The sequence below is a fragment of the Streptomyces sp. NPDC033270 genome (assembly GCF_055576575.1).
On the sequence record NZ_JBVIRA010000025.1, the window covers coordinates 55,917 to 78,659 of the forward strand.

The 22,743-nt window shown below is 74.8% G+C and carries 16 protein-coding genes, 1 tRNA gene and 1 pseudogene; 14 read left to right on the forward strand and 4 right to left on the reverse strand.

The genetic code is table 11. From position 1 onward, the window contains the following. Nucleotides 1–31 precede the first annotated feature (31 nt). On the forward strand, nt 32–313 hold the full coding sequence (locus ACZ5XZ_RS29670) for an HU family DNA-binding protein (protein WP_006605312.1): 282 nt from the start codon (nt 32–34) through the stop codon (nt 311–313). A gap of 323 nt (nt 314–636) precedes the next feature. On the opposite strand, the gene murA is transcribed toward ACZ5XZ_RS29670, so the two are convergent. Further along, nucleotides 637–1,983 carry a UDP-N-acetylglucosamine 1-carboxyvinyltransferase gene (gene murA / locus ACZ5XZ_RS29675; protein WP_468983408.1) on the reverse strand — a complete coding sequence of 449 codons (1,347 nt, stop codon included), beginning with the start codon at nt 1,981–1,983 and terminating at the stop codon, nt 637–639. Between the two features lie 317 nt (nt 1,984–2,300). On the opposite strand from murA, the gene ACZ5XZ_RS29680 reads away from it, so the two are divergent. Together ACZ5XZ_RS29680 and ACZ5XZ_RS29685 are read left to right on the forward strand one after the other, a co-directional pair. Then, entirely contained in the window at nt 2,301–2,972 is a 672-nt protein-coding gene (locus tag ACZ5XZ_RS29680) for a YqgE/AlgH family protein (protein ID WP_384437842.1), read from the forward strand. 178 nt (nt 2,973–3,150) lie between these two features. Then, nucleotides 3,151–3,831 carry a hypothetical protein gene (locus tag ACZ5XZ_RS29685; RefSeq protein WP_468983411.1) on the forward strand — a complete coding sequence of 227 codons (681 nt, stop codon included), beginning with the start codon at nt 3,151–3,153 and terminating at the stop codon, nt 3,829–3,831. Nucleotides 3,832–3,871: 40 nt separating this feature from the next. Here ACZ5XZ_RS29685 and ACZ5XZ_RS29690 read toward each other — a convergent pair whose 3' ends face one another. Continuing rightward, nucleotides 3,872–4,909 (reverse strand): LysR family transcriptional regulator, encoded by a 1,038-nt coding sequence (locus ACZ5XZ_RS29690; protein ID WP_468983413.1) that lies wholly within the window; start codon nt 4,907–4,909, stop codon nt 3,872–3,874. Nucleotides 4,910–5,032: 123 nt separating this feature from the next. Here ACZ5XZ_RS29690 and ACZ5XZ_RS29695 point away from each other — a divergent pair, with 123 nt between their 5' ends. The 10 genes and pseudogenes from ACZ5XZ_RS29695 (at nt 5,033) to ACZ5XZ_RS29740 (ending at nt 18,706) form a co-directional block, all read left to right on the forward strand. Further along, the gene (locus ACZ5XZ_RS29695) at nt 5,033–6,223 is read left to right on the forward strand and encodes an MFS transporter (RefSeq protein WP_468983415.1); all 1,191 of its coding nucleotides are present in this window, start codon (nt 5,033–5,035) and stop codon (nt 6,221–6,223) included. Continuing rightward, nucleotides 6,210–6,503, forward strand: a complete 294-nt coding sequence (locus tag ACZ5XZ_RS29700; protein ID WP_026169910.1) for a DUF3039 domain-containing protein — start codon at nt 6,210–6,212, stop codon at nt 6,501–6,503. The genes ACZ5XZ_RS29695 and ACZ5XZ_RS29700 overlap by 14 nt, the downstream gene beginning before the upstream one ends. A 285-nt stretch (nt 6,504–6,788) precedes the next feature. Then, nucleotides 6,789–6,932, forward strand: a pseudogene (locus tag ACZ5XZ_RS29705) (carbohydrate ABC transporter permease); the annotation flags it as partial. Between the two features lie 4 nt (nt 6,933–6,936). Continuing rightward, the gene (locus tag ACZ5XZ_RS29710; protein ID WP_468983418.1) at nt 6,937–8,595 is read left to right on the forward strand and encodes a beta-N-acetylhexosaminidase; all 1,659 of its coding nucleotides are present in this window, start codon (nt 6,937–6,939) and stop codon (nt 8,593–8,595) included. 320 nt (nt 8,596–8,915) lie between these two features. Next, nucleotides 8,916–9,812 (forward strand): FAD binding domain-containing protein, encoded by an 897-nt coding sequence (locus ACZ5XZ_RS29715; RefSeq protein ID WP_468983420.1) that lies wholly within the window; start codon nt 8,916–8,918, stop codon nt 9,810–9,812. 73 nt (nt 9,813–9,885) lie between these two features. Further along, the gene (locus tag ACZ5XZ_RS29720; RefSeq protein WP_468983423.1) at nt 9,886–12,036 is read left to right on the forward strand and encodes a (2Fe-2S)-binding protein; all 2,151 of its coding nucleotides are present in this window, start codon (nt 9,886–9,888) and stop codon (nt 12,034–12,036) included. Beyond that, nucleotides 12,033–14,363, forward strand: a complete 2,331-nt coding sequence (locus ACZ5XZ_RS29725) for a xanthine dehydrogenase family protein molybdopterin-binding subunit (protein WP_468983425.1) — start codon at nt 12,033–12,035, stop codon at nt 14,361–14,363. Before ACZ5XZ_RS29720 ends, ACZ5XZ_RS29725 begins: the two co-directional genes overlap by 4 nt. 34 nt (nt 14,364–14,397) lie before the next feature. Beyond that, a complete protein-coding gene (locus tag ACZ5XZ_RS29730) occupies nt 14,398–14,898 on the forward strand; it encodes a pyridoxamine 5'-phosphate oxidase family protein (RefSeq protein WP_468983428.1) in 501 nt (166 codons plus the stop codon). A gap of 230 nt (nt 14,899–15,128) precedes the next feature. Next, nucleotides 15,129–17,180, forward strand: coding sequence for an ATP-binding protein (locus ACZ5XZ_RS29735; RefSeq protein WP_468983431.1), 2,052 nt, complete (start codon nt 15,129–15,131; stop codon nt 17,178–17,180). Continuing rightward, the gene (locus tag ACZ5XZ_RS29740; protein ID WP_468983434.1) at nt 17,177–18,706 is read left to right on the forward strand and encodes an ABC transporter substrate-binding protein; all 1,530 of its coding nucleotides are present in this window, start codon (nt 17,177–17,179) and stop codon (nt 18,704–18,706) included. Before ACZ5XZ_RS29735 ends, ACZ5XZ_RS29740 begins: the two co-directional genes overlap by 4 nt. Nucleotides 18,707–18,761: 55 nt before the next feature. Here the strand turns inward: ACZ5XZ_RS29740 and ACZ5XZ_RS29745 are convergent. After that, nucleotides 18,762–18,836: transfer RNA gene (locus tag ACZ5XZ_RS29745), tRNA-Cys, on the reverse strand. A 130-nt stretch (nt 18,837–18,966) separates the two neighbouring features. Next, nucleotides 18,967–20,586: a hypothetical protein gene (locus ACZ5XZ_RS29750; protein WP_468983436.1), complete on the reverse strand. Its 1,620-nt coding sequence runs from the start codon at nt 20,584–20,586 to the stop codon at nt 18,967–18,969. Between the two features lie 204 nt (nt 20,587–20,790). Between ACZ5XZ_RS29750 and ACZ5XZ_RS29755 the strand changes: the two genes are divergently transcribed. Continuing rightward, nucleotides 20,791–22,251, forward strand: a complete 1,461-nt coding sequence (locus ACZ5XZ_RS29755) for an MFS transporter (RefSeq protein ID WP_468983438.1) — start codon at nt 20,791–20,793, stop codon at nt 22,249–22,251. Nucleotides 22,252–22,743 lie beyond the last annotated feature (492 nt).

Here is a 22,743-nt window from a genome sequence, read left to right on the forward strand (position 1 = left end):
TCATTGGCAAGAAGAACACGGGAGTACAAACATGAACCGCAGTGAGCTGGTGGCCGCTCTGGCCGATCGCGCCGAGGTGACCCGCAAGGACGCCGACGCCGTTCTGGCCGCCCTCGCCGAGGTGACCGGCGAGGTTGTCGCCAAGGGCGACGAGAAGGTCACCATCCCCGGCTTCCTCACCTTCGAGCGCACCCACCGTGCCGCTCGCACCGCGCGCAACCCGCAGACCGGCGACCCGATCCAGATCCCGGCCGGCTACAGCGTGAAGGTCTCCGCGGGCTCCAAGCTCAAGGAAGCCGCCAAGGGCAAGTAAGGCCCTCCGCACCGGCACAACAGGGCGGCCATCCCTTCCAGGGGTGGCCGCCCTTGTGCGTGCTGCGGGAGCGGCGCCGGACGCGCCCCTCAGAGGCCGCCACGGCCGCCTGGGGGTGCCAGGGCGGGCGCCGTGGAGGCGACGGCCACCGGGGGCAGCCGGGGCCGCGGTGCGGCGTACCGCGGTTCTCACCGGCCGGGGGGCGCCGCGCGCGGCGGCGTTCGACCCGTCGCACCCGCAACCGCCCGGGCCTCCCGGGACGCACCAGGGGCGGCCACCCGGCTCGGGTGACCGCCCCTTCGGTGCGTCGGCCGGCGGGCCGCTCAGTTGCGCAGCGCGCCGTTCGGCAGTTCCACCTTGGCGCCGAGCTCGACCAGCTTCTCCATGAAGTTCTCGTAGCCGCGGTTGATCAGGTCGATGCCGTGGACCCGGGAGGTGCCCTGGGCGGCGAGCGCCGCGATCAGGTACGAGAAGCCGCCGCGCAGGTCGGGGATGACCAGGTCGGCGCCCTGGAGCCGGGTCGGGCCGCTGACGACCGCGGAGTGCAGGAAGTTGCGCTGGCCGAAGCGGCAGGCGGAGCCGCCCAGGCACTCGCGGTAGAGCTGGATGTGCGCGCCCATCTGGTTGAGCGCGGAGGTGAAGCCGAGCCGGGACTCGTAGACCGTCTCGTGGACGATCGACAGCCCCGACGCCTGGGTCAGCGCGACCACCAGGGGCTGCTGCCAGTCGGTCTGGAAACCGGGGTGGACGTCGGTCTCCAGGGCGATGGCGTTGAGCGAGCCGCCCGGGTGCCAGAAGCGGATGCCCTCGTCGTCGATCTCGAAGGCGCCGCCGACCCTGCGGAAGGTGTTGAGGAAGGTCATCATCGACCGCTGCTGCGCGCCGCGGACGTAGATGTTGCCCTCGGTGGCCAGCGCCGCGGACGCCCAGGAGGCGGCCTCCAGGCGGTCGGGGAGGGCGCGGTGGGTGTAGCCGTTGAGCTTGTCGACACCGGTGATCCGGATCGTCCGGTCGGTGTCCATGGAGATGATCGCGCCCATTTTCTGCAGTACGCAGATCAGGTCCTCGATCTCCGGCTCCACGGCGGCGTTCGACAGCTCGGTGACGCCCTCGGCCAGGACGGCCGTCAGCAGCACCTGCTCGGTCGAGCCGACCGACGGGTAGGGCAGACGGATCTTGCAGCCGCGCAGCCGCTGCGGGGCCTCGAGGTACTGCCCGTCGGCGCGCTTTTCGATCTTCGCGCCGAACTGGCGCAGCACGTCGAAGTGGAAGTCCACCGGCCGGCCGCCGATGTCGCAGCCGCCCAGGCCCGGGATGAAGGCGTGGCCGAGGCGGTGCAGCAGCGGGCCGCAGAAGAGGATCGGGATCCGCGAGGAGCCGGCGTGCGCGTCGATGTCGGCGACGTTGGCGCTCTCCACGTGCGAGGGGTCGAGGACCAGCTCGCCGGGCTCGTCACCCGGGCGGACCGTGACGCCGTGCAGCTGCAGCAGCCCGCGCACCACGCGGACGTCCCGGATGTCGGGGACGTTGCGCAGCCGGCTGGGACCGCTGCCGAGCAGGGCGGCGACCATGGCCTTGGGTACGAGGTTCTTCGCACCGCGAACCCGGATCTCGCCCTCCAGCGGGGTGCCGCCGTGGACAAGCAGTACGTCGTCAGTAGAGACGGTCATGGATCTCGCGTTCCTGGAGACGGGCAGGGCCAAGCAGAAATGGTAAGGGCGGCCGGGGGTGTGTCCGTAGGCCCGTGCAGGCTCTGAGCATGTAATGGCTTTGTCACAACACACTCCGCTACGGTCCGCCTTTGATTCGTAATCGCCTTATGGGTGAAGCGTCACTGAATGCCCTTAATGTCCGGCCGGGTGGCGAGCGGCGGCCGCCGGCGGGAAACGGCGTGCGCCCGGCGCTGCCGCCGTACGCCCTGCCCTGCTTTCGCGCGGCCTGGGGCTTTGACTCCCCGCTTCGGCCGGAAGTGCGGGATCATGTGCCCATGACCGAGGTGTCCTCGCTCACAGGCCGGCTGCTCGTCGCGACGCCCGCGCTCGCCGATCCGAACTTCGACCGCGCGGTGGTGCTGCTCCTCGACCACGACGAGGAGGGCTCCCTCGGCGTGGTCCTCAACCGCCCCACGCCGGTCGGCGTCGCGGACATCCTCGCGCCCTGGGCCGCGCTGGCCGGTGAGCCGGGCGTGGTCTTCCAGGGCGGCCCGGTGTCGCTGGACTCGGCGCTCGGCGTGGCCGTGGTGCCCGGCGGCCTGTCCGGTGAGGGCGGCGCCGCGCCCGCGGACGGCGGCGCACGACCGGCCGGCGACGGCGAGGAGACGGCCGGTGTGCAGGCCGCGGACCGCACCGGCCTGCAGTCGGGTGACGAGCCGCTGGGCTGGCGCAGGGTGCACGGCGCGATCGGCCTGGTCGACCTGGAGGCGCCGCCCGAACTCCTCGCGGCGGTCCTCGGCAGCCTGCGGATCTTCGCCGGCTACGCGGGCTGGGGGCCGGGCCAGCTGGAGGACGAGCTGGTGGAGGGCGCCTGGTACGTGGTCGAGTCCGAGCCCGGCGACGTCTCCTCGCCCGACCCCGAGCAGCTGTGGCGCGCGGTGCTGCGGCGCCAGCGCAACGAGCTGGCGATGGTCGCGACGTATCCGGACGATCCGTCCCTGAACTGAGCGCCGGGCGCACGGACGGGTGAACGGTCGGGCGCGGACCGGAATTTTGTTGAGCGCTGGATTATTGTGACGGCTTCGTCATGGGGAATTGTCAGTCCTCGTCGCTATGGTTCGAGTCGGCAGGGGACGGTGCGCGGCCGCGTCGGCGGGGCCGCGCTGGACGACGGGGGAGAGCGCCATGCACAGGCCGAGTGTGCCCGAGGACCTGGACCGCCCGGAGCGGCTCTGGGCGCGCGCCGCGACGCTGGCGGTGGTGGCGGCCGCCATGGACGACGGGGACGAGTTCTCCTGGGGCGAGAAGGGGCTGCAGTGCTGGAACGCCGGCGGCAGCTACTGGTGGCGGCTGACGCCGTGCCCCGACGGCCGGGCGGTGCTGTGCGGCCAGGACGCGGACGGCAGCCATACGCACAGCGGGGGCCGGCAGATCGACTTCCTGGCCGGCGGCCCCGCGTGGCTGCCCTGGGAGCGGTTGCGCGAGGACGCCGAGGGCAATCTCCTCGGGTTCGTCTACTGGTGGCAGGACGGCGCCTGGGCCCGCGCGCCGTACCCCGCCCAGCTGCCGGACGACGGCCTGGCGATGGCCATGAGCTGGGTCGCGCCGGGGGACGCCGCGGTGGCGAAGATCGTGGAGGACCTCGTGGCGCTCACCGAGACCGAGCGGGACGCGGCACCCGCGGTGCACGCCTTCCTCGCCGCGGCCGAGGCCCGCACGGTCGGCGCGGGGGACGTCGCGGCGCTGCTGGACGCGGTCTGCGACAAGGATTCCTGGTACGAGGTCCGGCCGGAGGCCGCGCTGGCCTTCGCCGCGCAGCTGGGCCTGACGGCCGGCGACCGGGGCGGGGTCTCGGTCGCGTCGTAACGGGCCTGCCGGGCGTACCGGGGCCGCCGGGCCTGCCGGGTCACCGGGTCGCCAGGGCGAGGAACCGCTCGGCGAGCGGATGGGCGTCGCGGGCGGGCAGCACCAGATGGACGGGCACGGCGGGCGCGTTCTTCAGGCGTACGTAGCGGATGCCGGGGTGCGTATGGCGCTCGGCCACCGGCTCCGGAGCCACTCCGACACCGTGCCCGGCGGCGACCGCCTCCAGCCACTCGTCGAAGTTCCCCGCGGTACAGGCCAGGCGAGGGCGCCGGTCCGCGGGCCAGAGCTCGGGCCGGGTGCTGCCGGTGACGGTGTTGACCACCAGCGGCAGCCCGGCCAGCTCGTCCCAGTCCAGCACCCGGCGGCGGGCCACCGCCCGGAGGGCGTCCTGCTGCGCGCCGGTGAAGCCCTTGCCCCCGGGGCGGCCCGGCGAAAGGCCCGGCGTACGGGTGCCGCCGCGGTTTGGCGCGGGGAAGGGGGTACGGGGCAGGGCGGCGACCCGCGGCTCGTGGAGCAGGACCGCGGTGCGCAGCCCGGCGTCCTGGGGCACCTCACCGCGCAGCACCACGATGTCCGACTCCCCGCTCTCCAGCCCGGCGAGCGCGGCGTCGCGGCGCACCAGCCGCACCCCGGCCCCGGTCGCCGCCTCGAAGGCCGCGGCCAGCGCGGTGCAGGCGGCGGGCAGCAGCGCGGTGAAGCCCAGTCGCAGGATCGACGGCCCGGTGGGCGAGCGGAGCGCGAGGGCCAGCCGGGGGAGCAGCGGGGCGAGGTCGGTGTAGAGCCGGCGGCCGGCGTCGGTGAGGTCGACCCGGCGGGTCGTACGGTCCAGCAGCCGGGCGCCGAGCGTGGTCTCCAGCGCCCGGACGGTCCGGGTCAGCGCGGGCTGGCCGATCCGCAGCCGGTCGGCGGCGTGGGTGAAGCTGCGCTCCTCCGCGACGGCGAGAAAGCCGCGCAGATGCCGCAGCTCGATGCCGTCGAGGGCGCGGTCGCAGAAGGGGTCGAGGGCGGGACCGGGGGACGAGCCGGGGGCCGGGTCCGCAGCGCCTGTGGCGTCGCGGTGCGCGCTGTCGTCATTCATGCCGCCCCAGCATAAGTACTCCTCACCGGGCATTTCCCCGGCCATCCGGAGACTCCCTACGTTTTTCTCGTCGGTTCACCCCGGGGCGCGTGGAAAACCCAGCGCTCCGGACGATCACGGGAGATGAGCACGGTGCGCAAGGTCTGGCTGCTGACGCTGGGGGCGTTCACCCTCGGCCTGGACGCGTATGTGATGGCCGGACTGCTGCCGGTCCTCGCGGACGACATCGGTACCCGGGTGTCGCTGGCGGGCCAGCTGGTGACGGTCTTCACGCTGGCGTACGCGATCTGCGCGCCGCTGGTCGCCGGGCTGCTCTCCGGCGTACGGCCCCGGCCGCTGATCCTGGTCGCGCTGGCGGTCTTCACCCTCGGCAACGGCGCCACGGCCCTCGCCCCCTCGCTGGGCACGCTGCTGGCCGCCCGGGCGATCGCGGGCGCCGGCGCCGGGGTCTACTCGGCGCTGTCCACCGCCGCGGCCGCCGCGCTGGCGCCGGACGGGCGGCGCGGGCGGGCGCTGGCCCTGGTGATGGGCGGGATGAGCGCGGGCACCGTACTCGGCGTGCCGATCGGGGTACTGCTGGCCGAGCACACCGGCTGGCGGGCCACGATGTGGCTGCTCACCGGCCTCGGCGCGGTCGCGCTCGCCGGTCTGGCGGCGCTGCTGCCGCAGGTCCCGGCGCAGCCCGCGGTGCCGGTGCGCGCCCGGCTGGCGGCCATCGCGGACCGCGCGGTGGCGCCGGTCGTCGGGGTGTCCTTCCTGGCCGCCGTGGCCAGCCTCGGGCTGTACACCTACCTCGCGCCGGTGCTGGCCGCGGCGGGCGGCGTCGGCGAGGTGGCCCCGTACCTGTGGGCCTGGGGCGCCGGCGGGGTGCTGGGCAGCGTGCTGGCCGGGCCGCTGGTGGACCGTACGGGAGCGACCCGGGCGCTGGTCGCCGGGGTGCTGGTGACCATCGTCGTGGCACAGGCGCTGCTGCCGTCGCTGGCCGCCGCGGCGCTGCCCGGCGCGGTGGTGGCGCTGGTGGCGTGGGGCGCGGCGGGCTGGGCGGCGCAGGTGCCCCAGCAGCACCGGCTGCTGGAGGTGGCCGGAGAGCGCGGCACGGTCGCCCTCGCGCTGAACAACTCGGCGCTCTATCTGGGCAGCGCGGTGGGCTCGGCGCTCGGCGGGCTGGCGCTCGGAGCGGGGCTGGCTCCGTACGCGCTGCCGTGGGCGGCCGCCGGGGTGGCGGCGGCGGGTCTCGTGCTCCACCTGGCGGCGGGCCGACGCTCCCGGGTTGCGGCGGGCGTGAGTACCCTTGGCAGTTATGAGCACTCTTGAGCCCGAGCGCGGGGCAGGTACGGGGACCCTCGTAGAGCCGACACCGCAGGTGTCGCACGGCGACGGCGACCACGAGCGCTTCGCCCACTACGTCCAGAAGGACAAGATCATGGCGAGCGCGCTCGACGGTACCCCCGTCGTGGCGCTGTGCGGCAAGGTCTGGGTCCCGGGTCGCGACCCGAAGAAGTACCCGGTCTGCCCCATGTGCAAGGAGATCTTCGAGTCCATGGGCGCCGGTGGCGACAAGGACAAGGGCGGCAAGGACGGCGGCAAGAAGTAGCAGCCGCGCGCCGTCCCGCCCGGACAGCGGCAGTGGCCGCACGACCCGGCCCCCGGCCGGGCGGTGGCGGCGCCGCCCCGCGGTGGCTACGGGCCCGGGTCCCTCGTGGACCCGGGCCCGTCCTCGCTCCCGGGACGGAGCGGGCGGACGGCGGCGACCCCCTGGAGAGACGGCCCGTGCGGCGACGCCCGCCTTACGGGGGCGGCCTGTTGGGCGTACGGCAAGCCCAGGGCTTGAACTCCGTGGGCAGTTGACGGTCCGCACGCGGATGCGGGTGCGCCGCCGGTCTTCTTCCGGCCGGACGGCAACGACGGGGGCGGGATCGTGGCAGCATCGACCGTGACGACACGACCATCCCCGTGCTGGTCTTCTTCGTACTCGTGACAGCGCCGACCGGTCTCGGGCCTGGGCGGCGCGGTGAAGGGCTGACGGTATGCCGGACACGGACACGGACATCCCCACCGGACCTGGCGGCGGCCTGATCCCGGCCCCGCTGAGCGTCGACGGCCCCGGCCTCGGCGCCGTCCGCCTCGGCGAGGACACCGCGCTGGCCGCCGCGCCCGGCACCGAGGACACCGCGCGCTGGCTGCGCGCCACCCTCGGCGCGGCCTTCGGCCTCCCGCTGCCGTCCGGCTCCGCCGAGGCCACCGACACCCTCGCCCTCGCCCTCGACGGCGCCCTGCCGGCCGAGGGCTACCGCCTGGAGGCCGACGCCCGCTGGGGCGTACGCATCACCGGCGGCGGCCCGGCCGGCGTCTTCTGGGGAGCGCAGACGCTGCGTCAGCTCCTGGGCCCGCAGGCCTTCCGCCGGGCGCCGCTCACCCCGCGGGCGGTCGCCGCCCTGGCGCCGCAGAGCATCGAGGACGCCCCCCGCTTCGGCTGGCGCGGCATGCTGCTCGATGTCGCACGGCACTTCCTGCCCAAGGACGGGGTGCTGCGCTACCTCGACCTGCTCGCCGCCCACAAGCTCAACGTCCTGCATCTGCACCTGACCGACGACCAGGGCTGGCGCATCGAGATCCGGCGCTACCCCAAGCTGACCGAGACCGGCGCCTGGCGCGAGCGCACCAAACTCGGCCACCGCGCCTCCCCCCTCTGGGACGAGCGCCCGCACGGCGGCTACTACACCCACGACGACATCCGCGAGATCGTCGCCTACGCCGCCCAGCGGCATATCACCGTCGTCCCCGAGATCGACATCCCCGGACACTCGCAGGCCGCCATCGCCGCGTACCCGGAACTCGGCAACACCGACGTCATCGACACCACCTCCCTGAAGGTCTGGGACACCTGGGGCGTCAACCCCAACGTACTGGCGCCCACCGACAACGTCCTGCGGTTCTACGAGCACGTCCTCGACGAGGTCCTCGGCCTCTTCCCCTCGGCCTTCGTGCACTTGGGCGGCGACGAGTGCCCCAAGGACCAGTGGCGGGCCTCCGCCACCGCCCAGGCCAGGATCGCCGAACTCTCCCTCGCCGGCGAGGACGAGCTGCAGAGCTGGTTCATGCGGCACTTCGACCGCTGGCTCGCCGACCGCGGCCGGCGGCTGATCGGCTGGGACGAGATCCTCGAAGGCGGCCTGGCCGAGGGCGCGGCCGTGTCCTCCTGGCGCGGCTACGCGGGCGGGATCGCCGCGGCCAAATCCGGCCACGACGTCGTCATGTGCCCCGAACAGCAGGTGTATCTGGACCACCGTCAGCACTCCTGCCCCGACGAGCCGGTGCCGATCGGCTTCGTGCGCACCCTGGAGGACGTCTACCGCTTCGAGCCGGTGCCGCCCGAGCTGACGGCCGACCAGGCCGCGCACGTCCTGGGCACCCAGGCGAACGCCTGGACCGAGGTCATGGACACCCAGGCGCGCCTGGACTACCAGGTCTTCCCGCGGCTGGCCGCCTTCGCCGAGGTCGCCTGGTCGCGGCTGCCGGCCCCGGCCGACCGCGACTACCAGGACTTCACCCGGCGGATGGCCGTCCACTACGCCCGCCTCGACGCCCTGGGCGTCGACTACCGCCCGCCCGGCGGCCCCCGCCCCTGGCACAGACGCCCCGGCGTGCTCGGACGCCCGATCGACGGGGCGCCCCCAAACGTGTGAGCCCCTGCGCAAGCGGAGCGCTCGTGCGGCCGGACCCTGGGACGGTGGGTACGCCACGACGGACCCCGCGCCGCCGCCCTCGCCGTCACGGGCACCCCACACGGGGCGTGCCCCCGCCCGACGCGGCCCGCGGCGGCATGCCCGGCCCTCGCGGCGCTGGACGAAACCGGACCAGCAACCCGTTCGGGGACGGAACGTCGCTTGGCGGACCCTCGCACCGAGGGTCCGGGAAGATGTGCCAGAGTTGCCACGTCCGGGCAGTGAGCACGTACCGTACGGCGGAGCGGAACTGCCGGGACACCGGGGAAGGGGCAGCTGGCTTGACCACGCACGCACCGCACGCGTCGCACAGGGTGACGTTGCCGGCCTCGCTCGACGAGGCGGTGGCGGCGCTCACCGCCATGCCCGCCGCCGTGCCCGTCGCGGGCGGCACCGATCTCATGGCGGCGGTCAACGCCGGACTCCTCAGACCCGCGGGCCTGGTGGGCCTCGGCCGGATCAGCGAGATCCGCGGCTGGCAGTACCTCGACGGCCATGCGCTGCTCGGCGCCGGACTGACCCTCGCCCGCATGGGACGCCCCGACTTCGCCGCCCTGATCCCGGGCCTGGCCGCCGCCGCCCGCGCGGCCGGCCCACCGCAGATCCGCAACGCCGGCACCCTCGGCGGCAACATCGTCAGCTCCGCCCCCACCGGCGACACCCTTCCGGTGCTCGCCGCCCTGGAAGCCACGCTGGTCGTCGCCGGCCCCGGAGGCGCCCGCCGCGAGATCCCGGTCAGCCACCTCCTGGCCGGCCGGGAGATGCTCCACCCCGGCGAACTCGTCGGCTTCGTACGGGTGCCGCTGCTGCACGCCCCGCAGGCGTTCCTCAAGGCCACCGCACGCACCGGCCCCGGCCGCGCCACCGCCTCGGTCGCGCTGGTCCTGGACCCCGCCAGGCGCGGTGTGCGCTGCGCGGTCGGCGCGGTCGCCGCCATGCCGCTGCGCCCCCTGGAGGCCGAGCAGTGGGTGGCCTCGATCATCGACTGGGACGGCGAACGCGGCCTGGTCCCCGAGGCGCTGACCGCCTTCGGCGACTACGTCGCCGCCGCCTGCATCCCGGACCCGGCACCGCCGGAGGACGGCTCGGAACCGGCGGCCCTGCCGCCGGCCGCACTGCACCTGCGCCGTACGGTGGCAGCCCTGGCCCGCCGCGCACTGGGGAGGGCGCTGTCGTGAGTGAGTGCACCGAGCGAACCATCAGCAGGTGCGCGCCGCCGGCGTGCGAGGCCGAGCGAAGTGAGGTGTCGGCATGAGCGAGGCAGACCACCGCAACCCGCAGCAGCCGCACCCCGACCAGGGCTGGCAGCCGCTGCCGCAGGGCGGCGAGTACGAGTCGGAGGCGACGGCCTTCGTGCAGCTCCCGGAGGGCTTCACCACCGGGATCTACGGCCGCCGCACGCCCGGCTACACCCCGGGCGCCGACCCGCTCGCCGCGCCCGGCCACGGCTACACCCCGCCGTCCTCCTTCGCCTCGCACACCGCCGCGCCACAGGTCCCGGGGGCCGACGCCGACCCGGCGGCCACCGGCCAGTGGACGATGCCGTTCGCGGACCCCTCGGCCGGATACGCCGACCCCTCCGCCGGGTACGCCGCCCAGATGGACGCCGCGGCCCACCAGGGCCCGTCCGGGGGCTATCAGGGCGGTGCGCCCGAGGCGACCCGGCCGTGGAGCGGCGAGCCGGTGGACTGGCCCGTGGCGGGCAGCCCGGAGGCGGGCGGCACCGGCACCTGGTCGGTGCCGGCGGCGGCCGACGACGGCCTGGAGGAGTCCGGCGAGTACCTGGTCGGCGACGGCGGCCTGACGGGCCGTACGGGACTTACCGGCGGCCGGGCGGACCTTCCGGGCCACCCGGAGCATCCGGGCCACCCGGGTCACACGGGCCATCAGGGACTCACCGGTCCCGGTGGCGCCGCCGGCCACCAGGGCGGCGGATACCCGGGCGCCGGCGCGTACGAGGCCGTGGACCCCGCCGAGGCCGCCCAGACGGGGCACTGGAACTTCACCACCGGACTGAGCGCCACCAGCGGGGCCCAGACGCACGCCACGCCGGCGCAGGAGGCCCCGCAGGGCGGGGGGGTGCCGGATCAGTTCGGCGGTCCCGCCGGCGACCCGTACGCGCGCGGCGGCGGCCTCGCGGACCACGACCACGCCACGGGGGCGCACCCGGGCCACGGCACCGAGCCGGGCGGCGACCCGTACGGCGCGGGCGGCTCCGCCACCGGGCACTGGTCGCTGCCCGCCGACGCGCTGGCCCAGTGGCCGCCGGCCGCCGACGCCGCGCCGCGGCCCGAGGCGGCGGACCGGCACGACGCCGCGACGGACGTGCCCGCCCCGGCCGGCGCCGGCGGATGGGACGCCCCGGCGGCCGAGGGCGAACGGCCGGAGCGGTCCGGCGCGTTCGCCCCGGGCGACGGCGTGGCCGAGTCCGCGGCGTCCGCCGAGCCGGCCTCCGACGCGTCCGCGGACCCCGCGGCGTCCGCCGAGCCGGCCTCCGACGCGTCCGCGGACCCCGCGGCGTCCGGCGTGCCCGACGACTCCGCCGGCCACGGTGGGCCCGCGGAGCCAGGCGACGGCGCCGACCTCGCCGCCGCGGCGGGCCCCGCCGACGCCACCGGCGACACCGCGCCGTCCGGCACCGCCGACGAGGGCGCGGCCCTCGCCGACGCCACCGGCCCCACGGACACAGAGGCCCCCGCGTCCGCGCCCGACGCCGCCGCGGACCACGACCCCGTGGCGGCCGCCGACGCCCACGACGAGCACCCCGCCGCCTCCTACGTCCTGCGGGTGAACGGCATCGACCGGCCGGTCACCGACGCCTGGATCGGCGAGTCGCTGCTGTACGTGCTGCGCGAGCGCCTCGGCCTGGCCGGCGCCAAGGACGGCTGCTCCCAGGGCGAGTGCGGCGCCTGCTCGGTCCAGGTGGACGGACGGCTCGTCGCGTCCTGCCTGGTGCCCGCGGCCACCGCGGCGGGCAGCGAGGTCCGCACGGTCGAGGGCCTCGCGCAAAACGGCGTGCCCTCCGACGTCCAGCGCGCGCTGGCCGCCTCCGGTGCCGTGCAGTGCGGCTTCTGCGTACCGGGCATGGCGATGACCGTGCACGACCTGCTGGAGGGCAACCACGCCCCCAGCGAGCTGGAGACCCGCAAGGCGCTGTGCGGCAACCTGTGCCGCTGCTCCGGCTACCGGGGGGTGCTGGACGCCGTCGAGGAGGTCGTCAAGGAGCGTGCGGAGGCCGCGGAGGCCGCCTACGCCCAGGCGGAGGACCCGTCGGACGAGGCGGACGGACCGGCCGGGGCGGCGCCGGCGGACACCGCCCGCATCCCCCACCAGGCGGGCCCCGCCGACCCCATGGGCCACGCCCCGCACCACCAGGATCCGCACACGGGAGGCTCCGCATGAGCGGCACGTCCGATGGCGCAGGTGCCGTCACCGCGACCCTCGCGGCGGGCGACCAGATCCCCGTCGAGGCACCGCCGCACGGCCTGGGCGTCTCCCTGCCGCCCGCCGACGCCCCGGCGAAGACCGAGGGCACCTTCCCGTACGCCGCCGACCTGTGGGCCGAGGGACTGCTGTGGGCGGCGGTGCTGCGCTCACCGCACCCGCGCGCCCGGATCCTGTCCATCGACACCGCGCCCGCGGCACAGATGCCGGGCGTCCGCGTCGTCGTCACGCACGAGGACGTCCCCGGGGACGCGGGCCACGGCCGGGGCACCGCCGACCGCCCGGTCTTCGCCAAGGACGAGGTCCGCCACCACGGCGAGCCGATCGCCGCGGTGGCCGCCGACCACCCCGACACGGCCCGGCTGGCCGCCGCCGCCATCGCCGTCGAGTACGAGGTCCAAGAAGCCGTCACCGACCCCCAGCTCGCCTTCGAGGCCGAGCCGCTGCACCCCGACGGCAACCTGATCCGGCACATCCCGCTCCGCTTCGGCGACGCCGACGCCGTGGGCGAGGTGATGGTCGAGGGGCTCTACCGGATCGGCCGCCAGGACCCGGCGCCCATCGGGGCCGAGGCCGGGCTCGCGGTGCCGCGCCCCGACGGCGGCGTGGAGATCTACACCGCCTCCACGGACCCGCACACCGACCGCGATCTGGCCGCCGCCTCCTTCGGCCTGGATCCGGAGCAGGTCAAGGTCGTGGTGACCGGCGTGCCCGGCGCCACCGCCGACCGCGAGGACCCCGGCATCCAGCTCTCGCTCGGCCTGCTGGCGCTGCGCACGGGCTGCCCCGTCAAGCTCGCCGCCACCCGCGAGGAGTCCTTCCTCGCGCACGCCCACCGCCACCCCACGCTGCTGCGCTACCGCCACCACGCGGACGGCGACGGCAAGCTGGTCAAGGTGGAGGCGCAGATCCTGATGGACGCCGGCGCCTACGCCGACACCTCCGCCGACGCGCTCGCCGCCGCGGTGTCCTTCTCCTGCGGCCCGTACGTCGTCCCGCACGCCGTCGTCGACGGCTGGGCGGTGCGCACCAACAACCCGCCCTCCGGCCACGTACGCGGCGAGGGCGCGATGCAGGTCTGCGCCGCCTACGAGGGCCAGATGGACAAGCTGGCCGCCCGTCTGGGCCTGGAGCCCGACGAGATCCGGCTGCGCAACGTCATGGCCACCGGCGACCTGCTCCCCACCGGCCAGACGGTCACCTGCCCCGCCCCGGTCGCCGAACTCCTGCGCGCCGTGAAGGAGGCACCGCTTCCCGAACTGCCCAAGGACACCCCCGAAGCCGAGTGGCTGCTGCCGGGCGGCCCCGAGGGCGCCGGCGAGCCGGGCGCGGTGCGCCGCGGCGTCGGCTACGCGCTGGGCATGGTGCACATGCTCGGCGCGGAGGGCACCGACGAGGTCTCCACCGCCACCGTCAAGGTCAGCGGCTCGGTCGCCACCGTCATCTGCGCCGCCGTCGAGACCGGTTCGGGCTTCTCCACCCTGGCGCGGCAGATCGTCCAGGAGACCCTCGGCGTCGAGGAGGTGCACGTCGCGGGCGTCGACACCGACCAGCCGCCGGCCGGCCCGGCCTGCCACGGCCGGCACACCTGGGTCTCCGGCGGCGCCGTCGAGCGCGCCGCGAAGATGGTCCGCACCCAGCTCCTCCAGCCGCTGGCCCACAAGTTCGGGATGTCCACCGAACTCCTCCAGATCAACGACGGCAAGATCACTTCGTACGACGGCGTGCTCAGCACCACCGTCGCGGAGGCCCTGGACGGCAAGGAGTTGTGGGCCACCGCCCAGTGCCGCCCGCACCCCACCGAGCCGCTGGACGACGAGGGCCAGGGTGACGCCTTCGTCGGCCTCGCCTTCTGCGCCATCCGCTGCGTCGCCGACGTCGACATCGAGCTGGGCACCATCCGGGTCGTGGAGATGTCCGTCGCCCAGGACGTCGGCCGGGTGCTCAACCCGCGGCAGCTGCGGGCCCGTATCGAGGCCGGCGTCACCCAGGGACTGGGCGCCGCCCTGATGGAGAACCTGCGCACCACCCGCGGCCAGGTCCGCCACCCCGACCTGACCGGTTACGCCCTGCCGACCGCGCTGGACGCCCCCGACATCCGCATCGTCAAGCTCGTCGAGGACCGCGACGTCGTCGCCCCCTTCGGCGCCAAGCCCGCCAGCGCCGTCCCGGTGGTCACCTCTCCGGCCGCCGTGGCCTCCGCGGTCCGCGCCGCCACCGGCCGCCCCATCGGCCGCCTCCCGATCCGTCCCCAGGCGGCGGTGGCCCAGGTGGTGCGGCAGTAGGGACCACGGCCCCGCCGTCTGACAGCCTGGTGCCATGCATGAGAGCCCGGAAGATCTTGCCTGGTTACAGCGCCTGCTCGACGACTCCTACGCCGCGGCGGGCCCGCACCTGCGCTCCATCGTCACCGAGGAGCGCCGCCTCGACGCCGCCGGAGTGGTCGCCGAGATGGGCGCCATGCGTGTGATGGCGCTGGCCACCACGACGGCCGGAGGCGAGCCCCGGGTCGGTCCGGTCGACGGACTGTTCTACCGGGGGCGCCTCCACTTCGGGTCGGGCGCCGATTCGCTGCGGTTCCGGCACCTGCGCGCCCGCCCCGCCGTTTCCGCCTCGGTCATCGACGGCGAGCGGCTGCAGATCACGGTGCACGGCAGAGCCCGGGAGGTGTCCCCGGCGGACGACCAGGCCCTGGCGTCGTTCCTGACCGGGGTGTACGGGCGCGAGGCGTGGGACGGCTGGATGAGCGCGCTGCCGTGGGCCCGCATCGAGCCCGACCGGATGATCACCTTCCGCAACCAGGACCCCAAGGGGCGTTAGGGCCTGCCCCCGCCCGAGTCCCACGCTCCGTCACGGCGATGTCAGTGCCGTCACTTACAGTGACTTCCAGTGCGTGGAGTGGAGTCGGGTGAGCGGGAGGGAGAAGGCCGAAGGGGCCAAAGTGCTTGCGGTGGAGGGGAATTGGAGGATGCTGGGGCGGCCGGAGTGAGCCGACCGGGCGTGGGGGCCGCGGGGGCGACGGGGAGCGCGAGGCCGAGGGGGCGGGCGGGATGCCGCAGGAATGGGCGGGGGAGTCGGGGCGGGACCGGGCCGTGGAGCGGTACGTCCAGGAGCTGTTGGTGCGCAGGCCGGGCAGCCGGCCGGAGCTGCCGGCCACGCTGCTGCTGGGGCCGCGCGGCAGCGGCAAGACGACGGTGCTGCGGCATCTCGCGGACTGGGGCCGGCGCGCGCCGGTGGCCCGGCTCGACCTGGCGGCGCTGGGGCAGGAGGGGCGTAAGCCGATCGACGTGCTGGCCGCGCTGGTCTTTCAACTGAACGAGAAGAAGAAGGACTTCGCGAGGCTGCGGTTTCCGGCGTTCGGGCTGCTGACGATCGCCGTCGCGGCCCGAATGGAGGCGGCCGACCGCGACGCCGCCGTACGGCAGATGGAACAGGCGCTGGTCGGGCCGCCCAGCAGCCGGACGGAGGTGATCAATCAGCTGGCCACGTATGCCGCCACGGTCCTGGGCGCCCCGACGGCGGTGACCGCGGCGCTGCCCCTGCTGCCCGAGTGGCGGCGCCACTGGGCGCGACTGCGGGTCCGCTGGCAGCTGGCGCGCATCCAGCGGCGCAGCCGCGGCGACGGCTCCGTCGACGGCTTCCTGATCGACCTGAACCAGCGCTACGGCGACCGCGAGGAGGCCGAGCGGCAGCGTGCCGAGGCGGTGCTGTTCGACGCCTTCCTGGACGATCTGGGGCGGGCCTACGGCTCGCGTGGCGGCGACAAGCGGCGTACGACGCAGTGCCTGGTGCTGCTGGACAACGTCGACAGCCCCTTGGGGAACGGCTTTCTCAGGGCGCTGCTGGACGCACGGAGAAAAGGCGGGACGCCCGATCCGCTGCTGGTCCTCGCCACGGCAGGCAGCTATCCGGCCGCGCTGGAGAGCTTCGCGTTCGGCGGGCCGCGGCGGCCCGGTGCGCTGCCCGGCCGGTGGCCCGCGGAGGAGGAGGGGTTCGTTCCGGAGCGGGTCGTCAAGGGGCTGGTGGTGGGCCGGCTGCGGGATCTGGTCCGCCATGAGGTCGAACAGCAGGCCGAGGAGGTGCTGAGGTCGGTCGGCCGCCGGGCGCCGGCGCCCGCTGCCGACAACGGCGTGCAGTGGCTGGGCTGGGTGGTGCACGAACTCACCCGCGGGCATCCGGCGGCCACCGCACACCTGCTGGCGGCGCTCCTGGAGTACCCGCCACAGACCCCCTGGGAGGAGCGGCTGCGGCAGGCCCTGCAGCCCTCGTCCGCCCTTGTCGACGCCCTGCTGGAGCGGCTGTTGCCGATCGACGCGAGCGGGGAGCTCACGCAGGCGCTGGCCCACGCCGCGGCCGCGGTCGACCTCGCCCAGACGCAGGCCGGCCGGGTGCTGTGGGGCGAGTCCAGCGCCCGCGTCCAGGAGGAGTTCCACGACTTCTGTGCGGACGTGCTGCGCACCATGCACCTCGACACCGCGGACGAGGAGGCCGACGGCCGTACCGAGACGCCCCACCCGCTGCTGCGCTTGCTGTTGCTGCGCAGGCTCGCGGCGACCCCCGAGGACGGGCCGCCCGGCACCGTCCGGGGGTGGCGGCCCGTGCACGAGGCCCTGCGGGAGCGGGCGGCCACCACCGGCGAGCGGGGCAACGCGGCGTACCACGCCCTGGCCGGGGGAGATCTGGCCGCGGCCGCCGCCCATCTTGACGCGCTCTTCGACCGGGTCACTCCCGAGGAGTGGTGCGCCGAGCTGTGCAGACTGCGCCGCGCCCCGCTCGCCCAAGCGGGCGGCGCCCTCGATCAGACGCTGTGGGAGCACTATGAGCGGCTGGTGGAGCACCTCAACGACGGTGCCGTCGAGCAGCGGCTGCGGACCGTCACCCGGCTGCTCGCCGCGGTGTGGATCGGTCCCGAGCCGCCCGACGACCCGCGCACGGATCGCGTCGGCGACCCGTATCGCGACCCCCTCGGCGATCCCGGCGCCGAGCTGTACGGCGAGATACAGGCCCGCTTCCACACCCTCGCGGTGCACGCCGACAGTGTGCCGTGGACCTCCGCGCTGCTGCGGAAGGCCAAGCAGTACGGAAAGGAGCCGTGGCTGTGAGCGCCCGTGTCTTCGCACCCCCCAGACCCCCGCGACGCTGGGGGCTGTGGATCGTCTCGGTGCTGGTGGCGGCCGCGGTCCTGGCGGGTGTCGCGCTACGGATCGCGGACACGGCCGGACGGTGCGGTGAGGGTGTGCACCAGGCGGCCGGTGGCGAGTGCGTGGGGGTGACGGACGGCGCGTACACCTTCGAGAACATGCACGGTCTGAGCGACAAGATCCGCGCCGAGAACGAGAGGGTCGCCAGGTCCGGTCAGCCGTCGGTGGCCATCGCCTATCTGGAGGCCATGGCGGGCGGCTTCGCCGACCGGGGGCCGGAGGCCACCCGGCAGGCCGTCAGCGGCGCCTACGTCGCCCAGCGGACGCTCAACACCGAACGCGCGACACTGCCCAGGATCCGACTGCTGCTCGCCAACACCGGCCGTGGCGACCGCAGTTGGCGGCAGGTGGTCGACCAGCTCATCGCGATGAAGGACAGGGAACACCTCGTCGCGGTGGCGGGCTTCGGGCAGAGCAACGACCGGACGGCCGGCGCCGTGAAGCGGCTGCGCGCCGCCGGACTGCCGATGGTCGGCGCGACGGTGGCGGCGGACGGACTGGGCTCCCCCACCGCCGGGTTCTACCGGGTCTCCTTCCCCAACCGCGACCAGACCGCGGCCGCCGCCGGCTACCTCAAGGAGCAGCAGCGCAGGCACCCCGGCTACCGCGTCCAGGTGATCAGGGACGGCAACGAGGAGGACGCCTACAACACCTCGCTCTACGAGGACTTCCGGGCAGCGGCACGGCGCGCGAAGCTGGACATGGACGACGGGGTGATCCCGTTCCGTTCGGGGGAGGGCGAGGAGGCGACGGCGGGCAACGCGCTGTCCCTGGTCGCCGACAAGGTCTGCGACGCCCCCGAGCCGCCCGACGTGGTGTACTTCGCCGGCCGCGGCCGGGAGCTGCGCCGCTTCATCGAGGCGGCCGGCGAGGGGGGCAGGCGCTGCCCCACGACGGTGCTCTCCGGCTCCAGCGCGCTGGGCGTCTACTTCGGCACCGGAGGCCAGGGGCACCGCGACGAGCTCGCGTTGCTCGCCAGGCGCTGGAAGTACAGCGGGCTGACCGTCTATTACACGGCGTTCACCCACCCCGAGATATCCAAGGAGGTCTACGGCGGCGCTCGGAACGGGGCGTTCGCCGAGTTCGAGCGGACCTTCAGCAAGGAGGTCGGCGGCCCGGCCACCGGCCTCGCCAGCGGCCAGGCGATGCTCGGTCACGACGCGACGTACACCATCGGCAAGGCCGCCCAGAAGGCCGTCGCGGTCTACGGCACCCGGCGGGTCACCGACCGGATGGTCCTGGCCATGCTGGAGCAGACCAACGGCAGGTCCCGGGTCCGCGGCATCAGCGGCTACATAGCCTTCGACCCGGACACGGGCGAGCCCGTGGACCGCCCGCTGGCCCTGGTGGAACTCCGCCCCCCGACGGACACCGGCGAGGCCAGGGACATCTACCGCTTCGTGACCGCACTCCGCACCGGCCGGTGAAGGGGCGGCACCCCTTCGAGGGTGCCGCCCTTTCGTTTTGCCTGGTAGAAGGCACTGGAGGCCGTGGCGGGATTCGAACCCACGTAACTCGCTTTGCAGGCGAGCCCCTGAACCACTCGGGCACACGGCCGGGTTGCGGTGCGTTCCCGACTGTAGGCCGCGGGGTGGGGGAGGGGGCAAGGGTGCGGGGCGGGCTGCCATGGAGCCGCAATGCGGGGCAACACGAGGTTCATGAAGCCCCGCATGGGGCGGCCGCCGGCTCAGGGGCGCGGCCGGGTGTCGCGTACGGCGACCAGGCCGTTGAAGACGCCGATGTACGCCGTGCCGTCCGGGCCGAGGGTGATCGGGGCCCAGTTGTTGTCGTAGAGCGGGCCGGTGCCGGTCAGGCGCTTGAAGCGGGTCCGGCCGGTGCGGAAGTCGACGGCGGTCAGGTACCAGGCGTCGATGCCCAGGGGGTGGGGGTCCTTTGTGTAGGAGTAGAGCAGGCCGTTGGCGGTGGAGAGCTTGGCGACGGTGGAGGGGGAGCGCTCCTTGCTCTCCCAGACGGTGTCGCAGCCGCTGCCGTCCGGCCGGATGTCGATCCTGGTGATGCCGCCGACGACCGACTTCCCCAGGAGCAGCGAGGTGACGTTCTCGTAGCCGTAGTTGTTCTCGACGACGAGGCTGCGGCCATAGCCGATCAGGGAGTTGTCGGTGGTGGAGGCGCCGGAGGTGAAGACCGGGACCTTGCAGACCAGGCGGCCGGCGTCCGGTCCGGTGCGGCGGTGGACCAGCACGTGCATCCGGTCGTCGGCGTTGTCGGTGATGGCCACGTAGGGGTGGGCGGCGTCGCCGAGCAGCGTGGGCGTGGTGCCGGACCCCTGGTTGATGGAGCCCGGTTTGCCGCCCGTACCGCGGTCGTAGGTCCGCCGCCACTGGATCCGCGGAGTGCCCGAGGAGTCCGCGCGCAGGCTGTACAGGGCGTGGTCGGAGACGAGGGAGACGCCGTCCTCGGCCGCCGAGAAGCTGTTCTGGATCTCCTCGCCGGGCAGCCGGACGGTGCGTATCGCGCCGCTGTCCGGGGCGATGGTGCCGATCCGCCCCTTGCGGGTCACCCACCAGATCCGGCCGTCCCAGTCGGGCTGGACCGAGGTCACCGGATCGCACTGCCCGCGCGGGTGGAGGTTGCTCCAGCCGACGCAGTCGTGCGGGACGTACGGGGTCAGGTCCCAGTCGCGGTCGACGGCGAAGTGCCAGCGGCCGTCGGCGGAGCGGCCGTGCGAGAGCCGCAGGACGTGCTGGCGGGAGTCGGCCAGGACGACGCGGTCCTCGTCGTCGAGGTAGAAGTAGGCGCCGCCCGAGGTGTCCTTGAAGATCTTGGAGAAGTCGAGGCGGGTGAGGGCCTCGACGGTGGAGGGGCGCTGCGGCAGCCGGTACTCGGCGAGCGTGTCCAGGCTCGCCGGGTCCAGGAGCTTGAGCCTGAAGCCCTGGAAGGTGCCGCAGACGGTCAGTAGCCGGCCCCCGGAGTCGAAGGTGACGGTCGCGCACTCGCCGCCGAGCGCCGCCATCCGCTCGCTGCTGACGGCCGGGTCCACGCCGAGCGGCCCGGGGAAGGGGTGGGTGTCGCTGCCGGCGCCGTCCCCGTGCATACCGGCCCGCCCGTTGGGCGCCAGATACGGGTGCTGCGGCGGCGCCTGGTCCGCGGGCAGCGGGGCGGCGGTGGCCGGGGCGCCCTCGTACCGCGGGACCAGCCGGTGACCCGGGGCGGGCGGTATCGGTGCCGCCCGCGCGGCCGGGGCGAGCGCCACCGGAGCCGGCAGCGTGAGTACCAGGGCCGCCAGCGCTGTGGCCGCGCGGGCCCGAAGTCCGCTCCGGCCGGGCCCAAAGAGCCTGTGTCGCATGGGAGTTCCTCATCCGTCCGTCGGTAACGGCGGCCGAGGTTAAGGCGGCGGGCCGCAGGAGTCCATGGGTTGCGGCGCGCTGCCACGCGGCGTTCACACGGCCCGACGGCCGGCGTCCAGGCCGTGCGGCGTAGGACCGACGACCGACCGGATCCCCGTCTCCGGACAGGGGCGCAACCGCCCTACGGCCCTTACGCTGGCCGGATGACCGCTGACCGCTCCGCCCTGACCGCGCCGCCCGGCAAGGGGTTCGCCGACGGCACCGCCGACGGCGTCCTCGGCCGCGCCCACCGGGCCCTGACCCTGGGCATCATCTCCGTCGTCTCCCTCGTCGCCTTCGAGGCCAGCGCCGTGAACACCGCGATGCCCGTCGCCGCCCGCGCCCTGGACGGCATCGGCCTGTACGCCTTCGCCTTCTCGGCCTTCTTCACCGCGAGCCTGTTCGCGATGGCACTCTCGGGCGAGTGGAGCGACCGGCGCGGACCGCTCGCGCCGCTGTTCACCGGCATCGCCGCCTTCGGGGCGGGGCTGCTGATCGCCGGCGGCGCACAGAGCATGGGGATGTTCATCGCGGGCCGCGGGGTGCAGGGCATCGGCGGCGGGCTGGTGGTGGTCTCGCTGTACGTCGTCGTCGGGCGCGCCTACCCCGAGCGGCTGCGGCCGTCGATCATGGCGGCGTTCTCGGCGGCCTGGGTGGTGCCGGTGATCGTCGGCCCGCTCCTCGCCGGGACCGTCACCGAACAGCTCGGCTGGCGCTGGGTCTTCCTCGCCATCCCCGCGCTGATACTGCTGCCGCTCGCGGTGATGCTGCCGGCGCTGCGCACCCTGCCGCGTACGGAGCCGGGCCCGCACGGCGGGGTGCGGCACGTCCTGACCGACCGGCGCTGCCGGCTCGCGCTGGCCGTCGCGGTCGGCGCGAGCCTGCTGCAGTACGCGGGCCGGCATCCGGCCTGGTCCGGGCTGCCGCTCGCGGCCGCCGGGCTGGCCCTGCTGGTGCCGGCCATCGTGCGGCTGCTGCCCCGCGGCACGTTCCGGGCGGCGCGCGGCCTGCCGACCGTCGTGCTGATGCGCGGCCTGGCGGCCGGTGCGCTGGTCGCCGCCGAGAGCTTCATCCCGCTGCTGCTGGTCACCCAGCGCGGCCTGTCGGCGACGTTCGCCGGACTCTCCCTCACCGGTGGCGGACTGACCTGGGCGCTCGGCTCGTACGTCCAGAGCCGACGGCGCCTCGAACCGCACCGGGAGCGCCTGATGGGCCTGGGGATGCTGCTGCTGGCGGCGGCGATCGCCATGGTGCCGCTGGTCCTGCTCGACGGGGTCCCGGCCTGGATCGTCGCGGTGGCCTGGACGGTCGGCGGTTTCGGCATGGGCCTGAACATCTCCAGCGGCGGCGTGCTCCTGCTCAAGCTGTCCCGCCCGGAGGAGGCCGGCAGCAACTCCGCATCCCTGCAGATGTCCGACGCGCTGGGCAACGTCACCTTCGTCGGCATCAGCGGCGTCCTCTTCGTCGCCTTCGGTGGCGGCGCGGTGGCTGCGCATGCCCCCGCGACAACTGCCGCCGCCGGCTCGGCCGACCATCCGGCGGCCTTCGCGGTGGTGTTCGCGGCGATGGCCGGGGTTGCGGCCATGGGAGCGGCGGTGTCCGCCCGCCTCAAGCCGAAGGCTTGATCCCCAGGTTTTCGGCTTTCCCACCGTGGGGGTTGTTGTGGGTTCGCCTGCGGCCCGTCCGCTGCGCTTTGCTGCGGCCCACGTTGTCGGCCGTCCCGCCGTGGGGGTTTCTCGCCGTTGCGCCTGCGGCGGGCTGGTTGCCGCTGCGCGGGGCGTTTTCGGCAGCGGGTGCGGCCCTCCGGACTTCGTCCTGCGGTCCGCCCCCTCCCGTGGGTGGTGGGGAGGATCACTTTCGGTCGTCGTCGATGCTGCCGGACCCTCCCCGTCGTGGCCGAGCGCCGTGGCGGCAGGGGTGGGGGGCAAGGGTCGGGCACTGGACCACGTAGGCGCGCCCCCACCGGCCCTCTTCCTCCCACCCACGGGAGGGGGCGGGGGGGGGGGGGGGGGGGGGGGGGGGGGGGGGGGGGGGGGGGGGGGGGGGGGGGGGGGGGGGGGGGGGGGGGGGGGGCGCGGGGGGGGGGGGGGGGGGGGGGGGGGGGGGGGGGGGCCCGA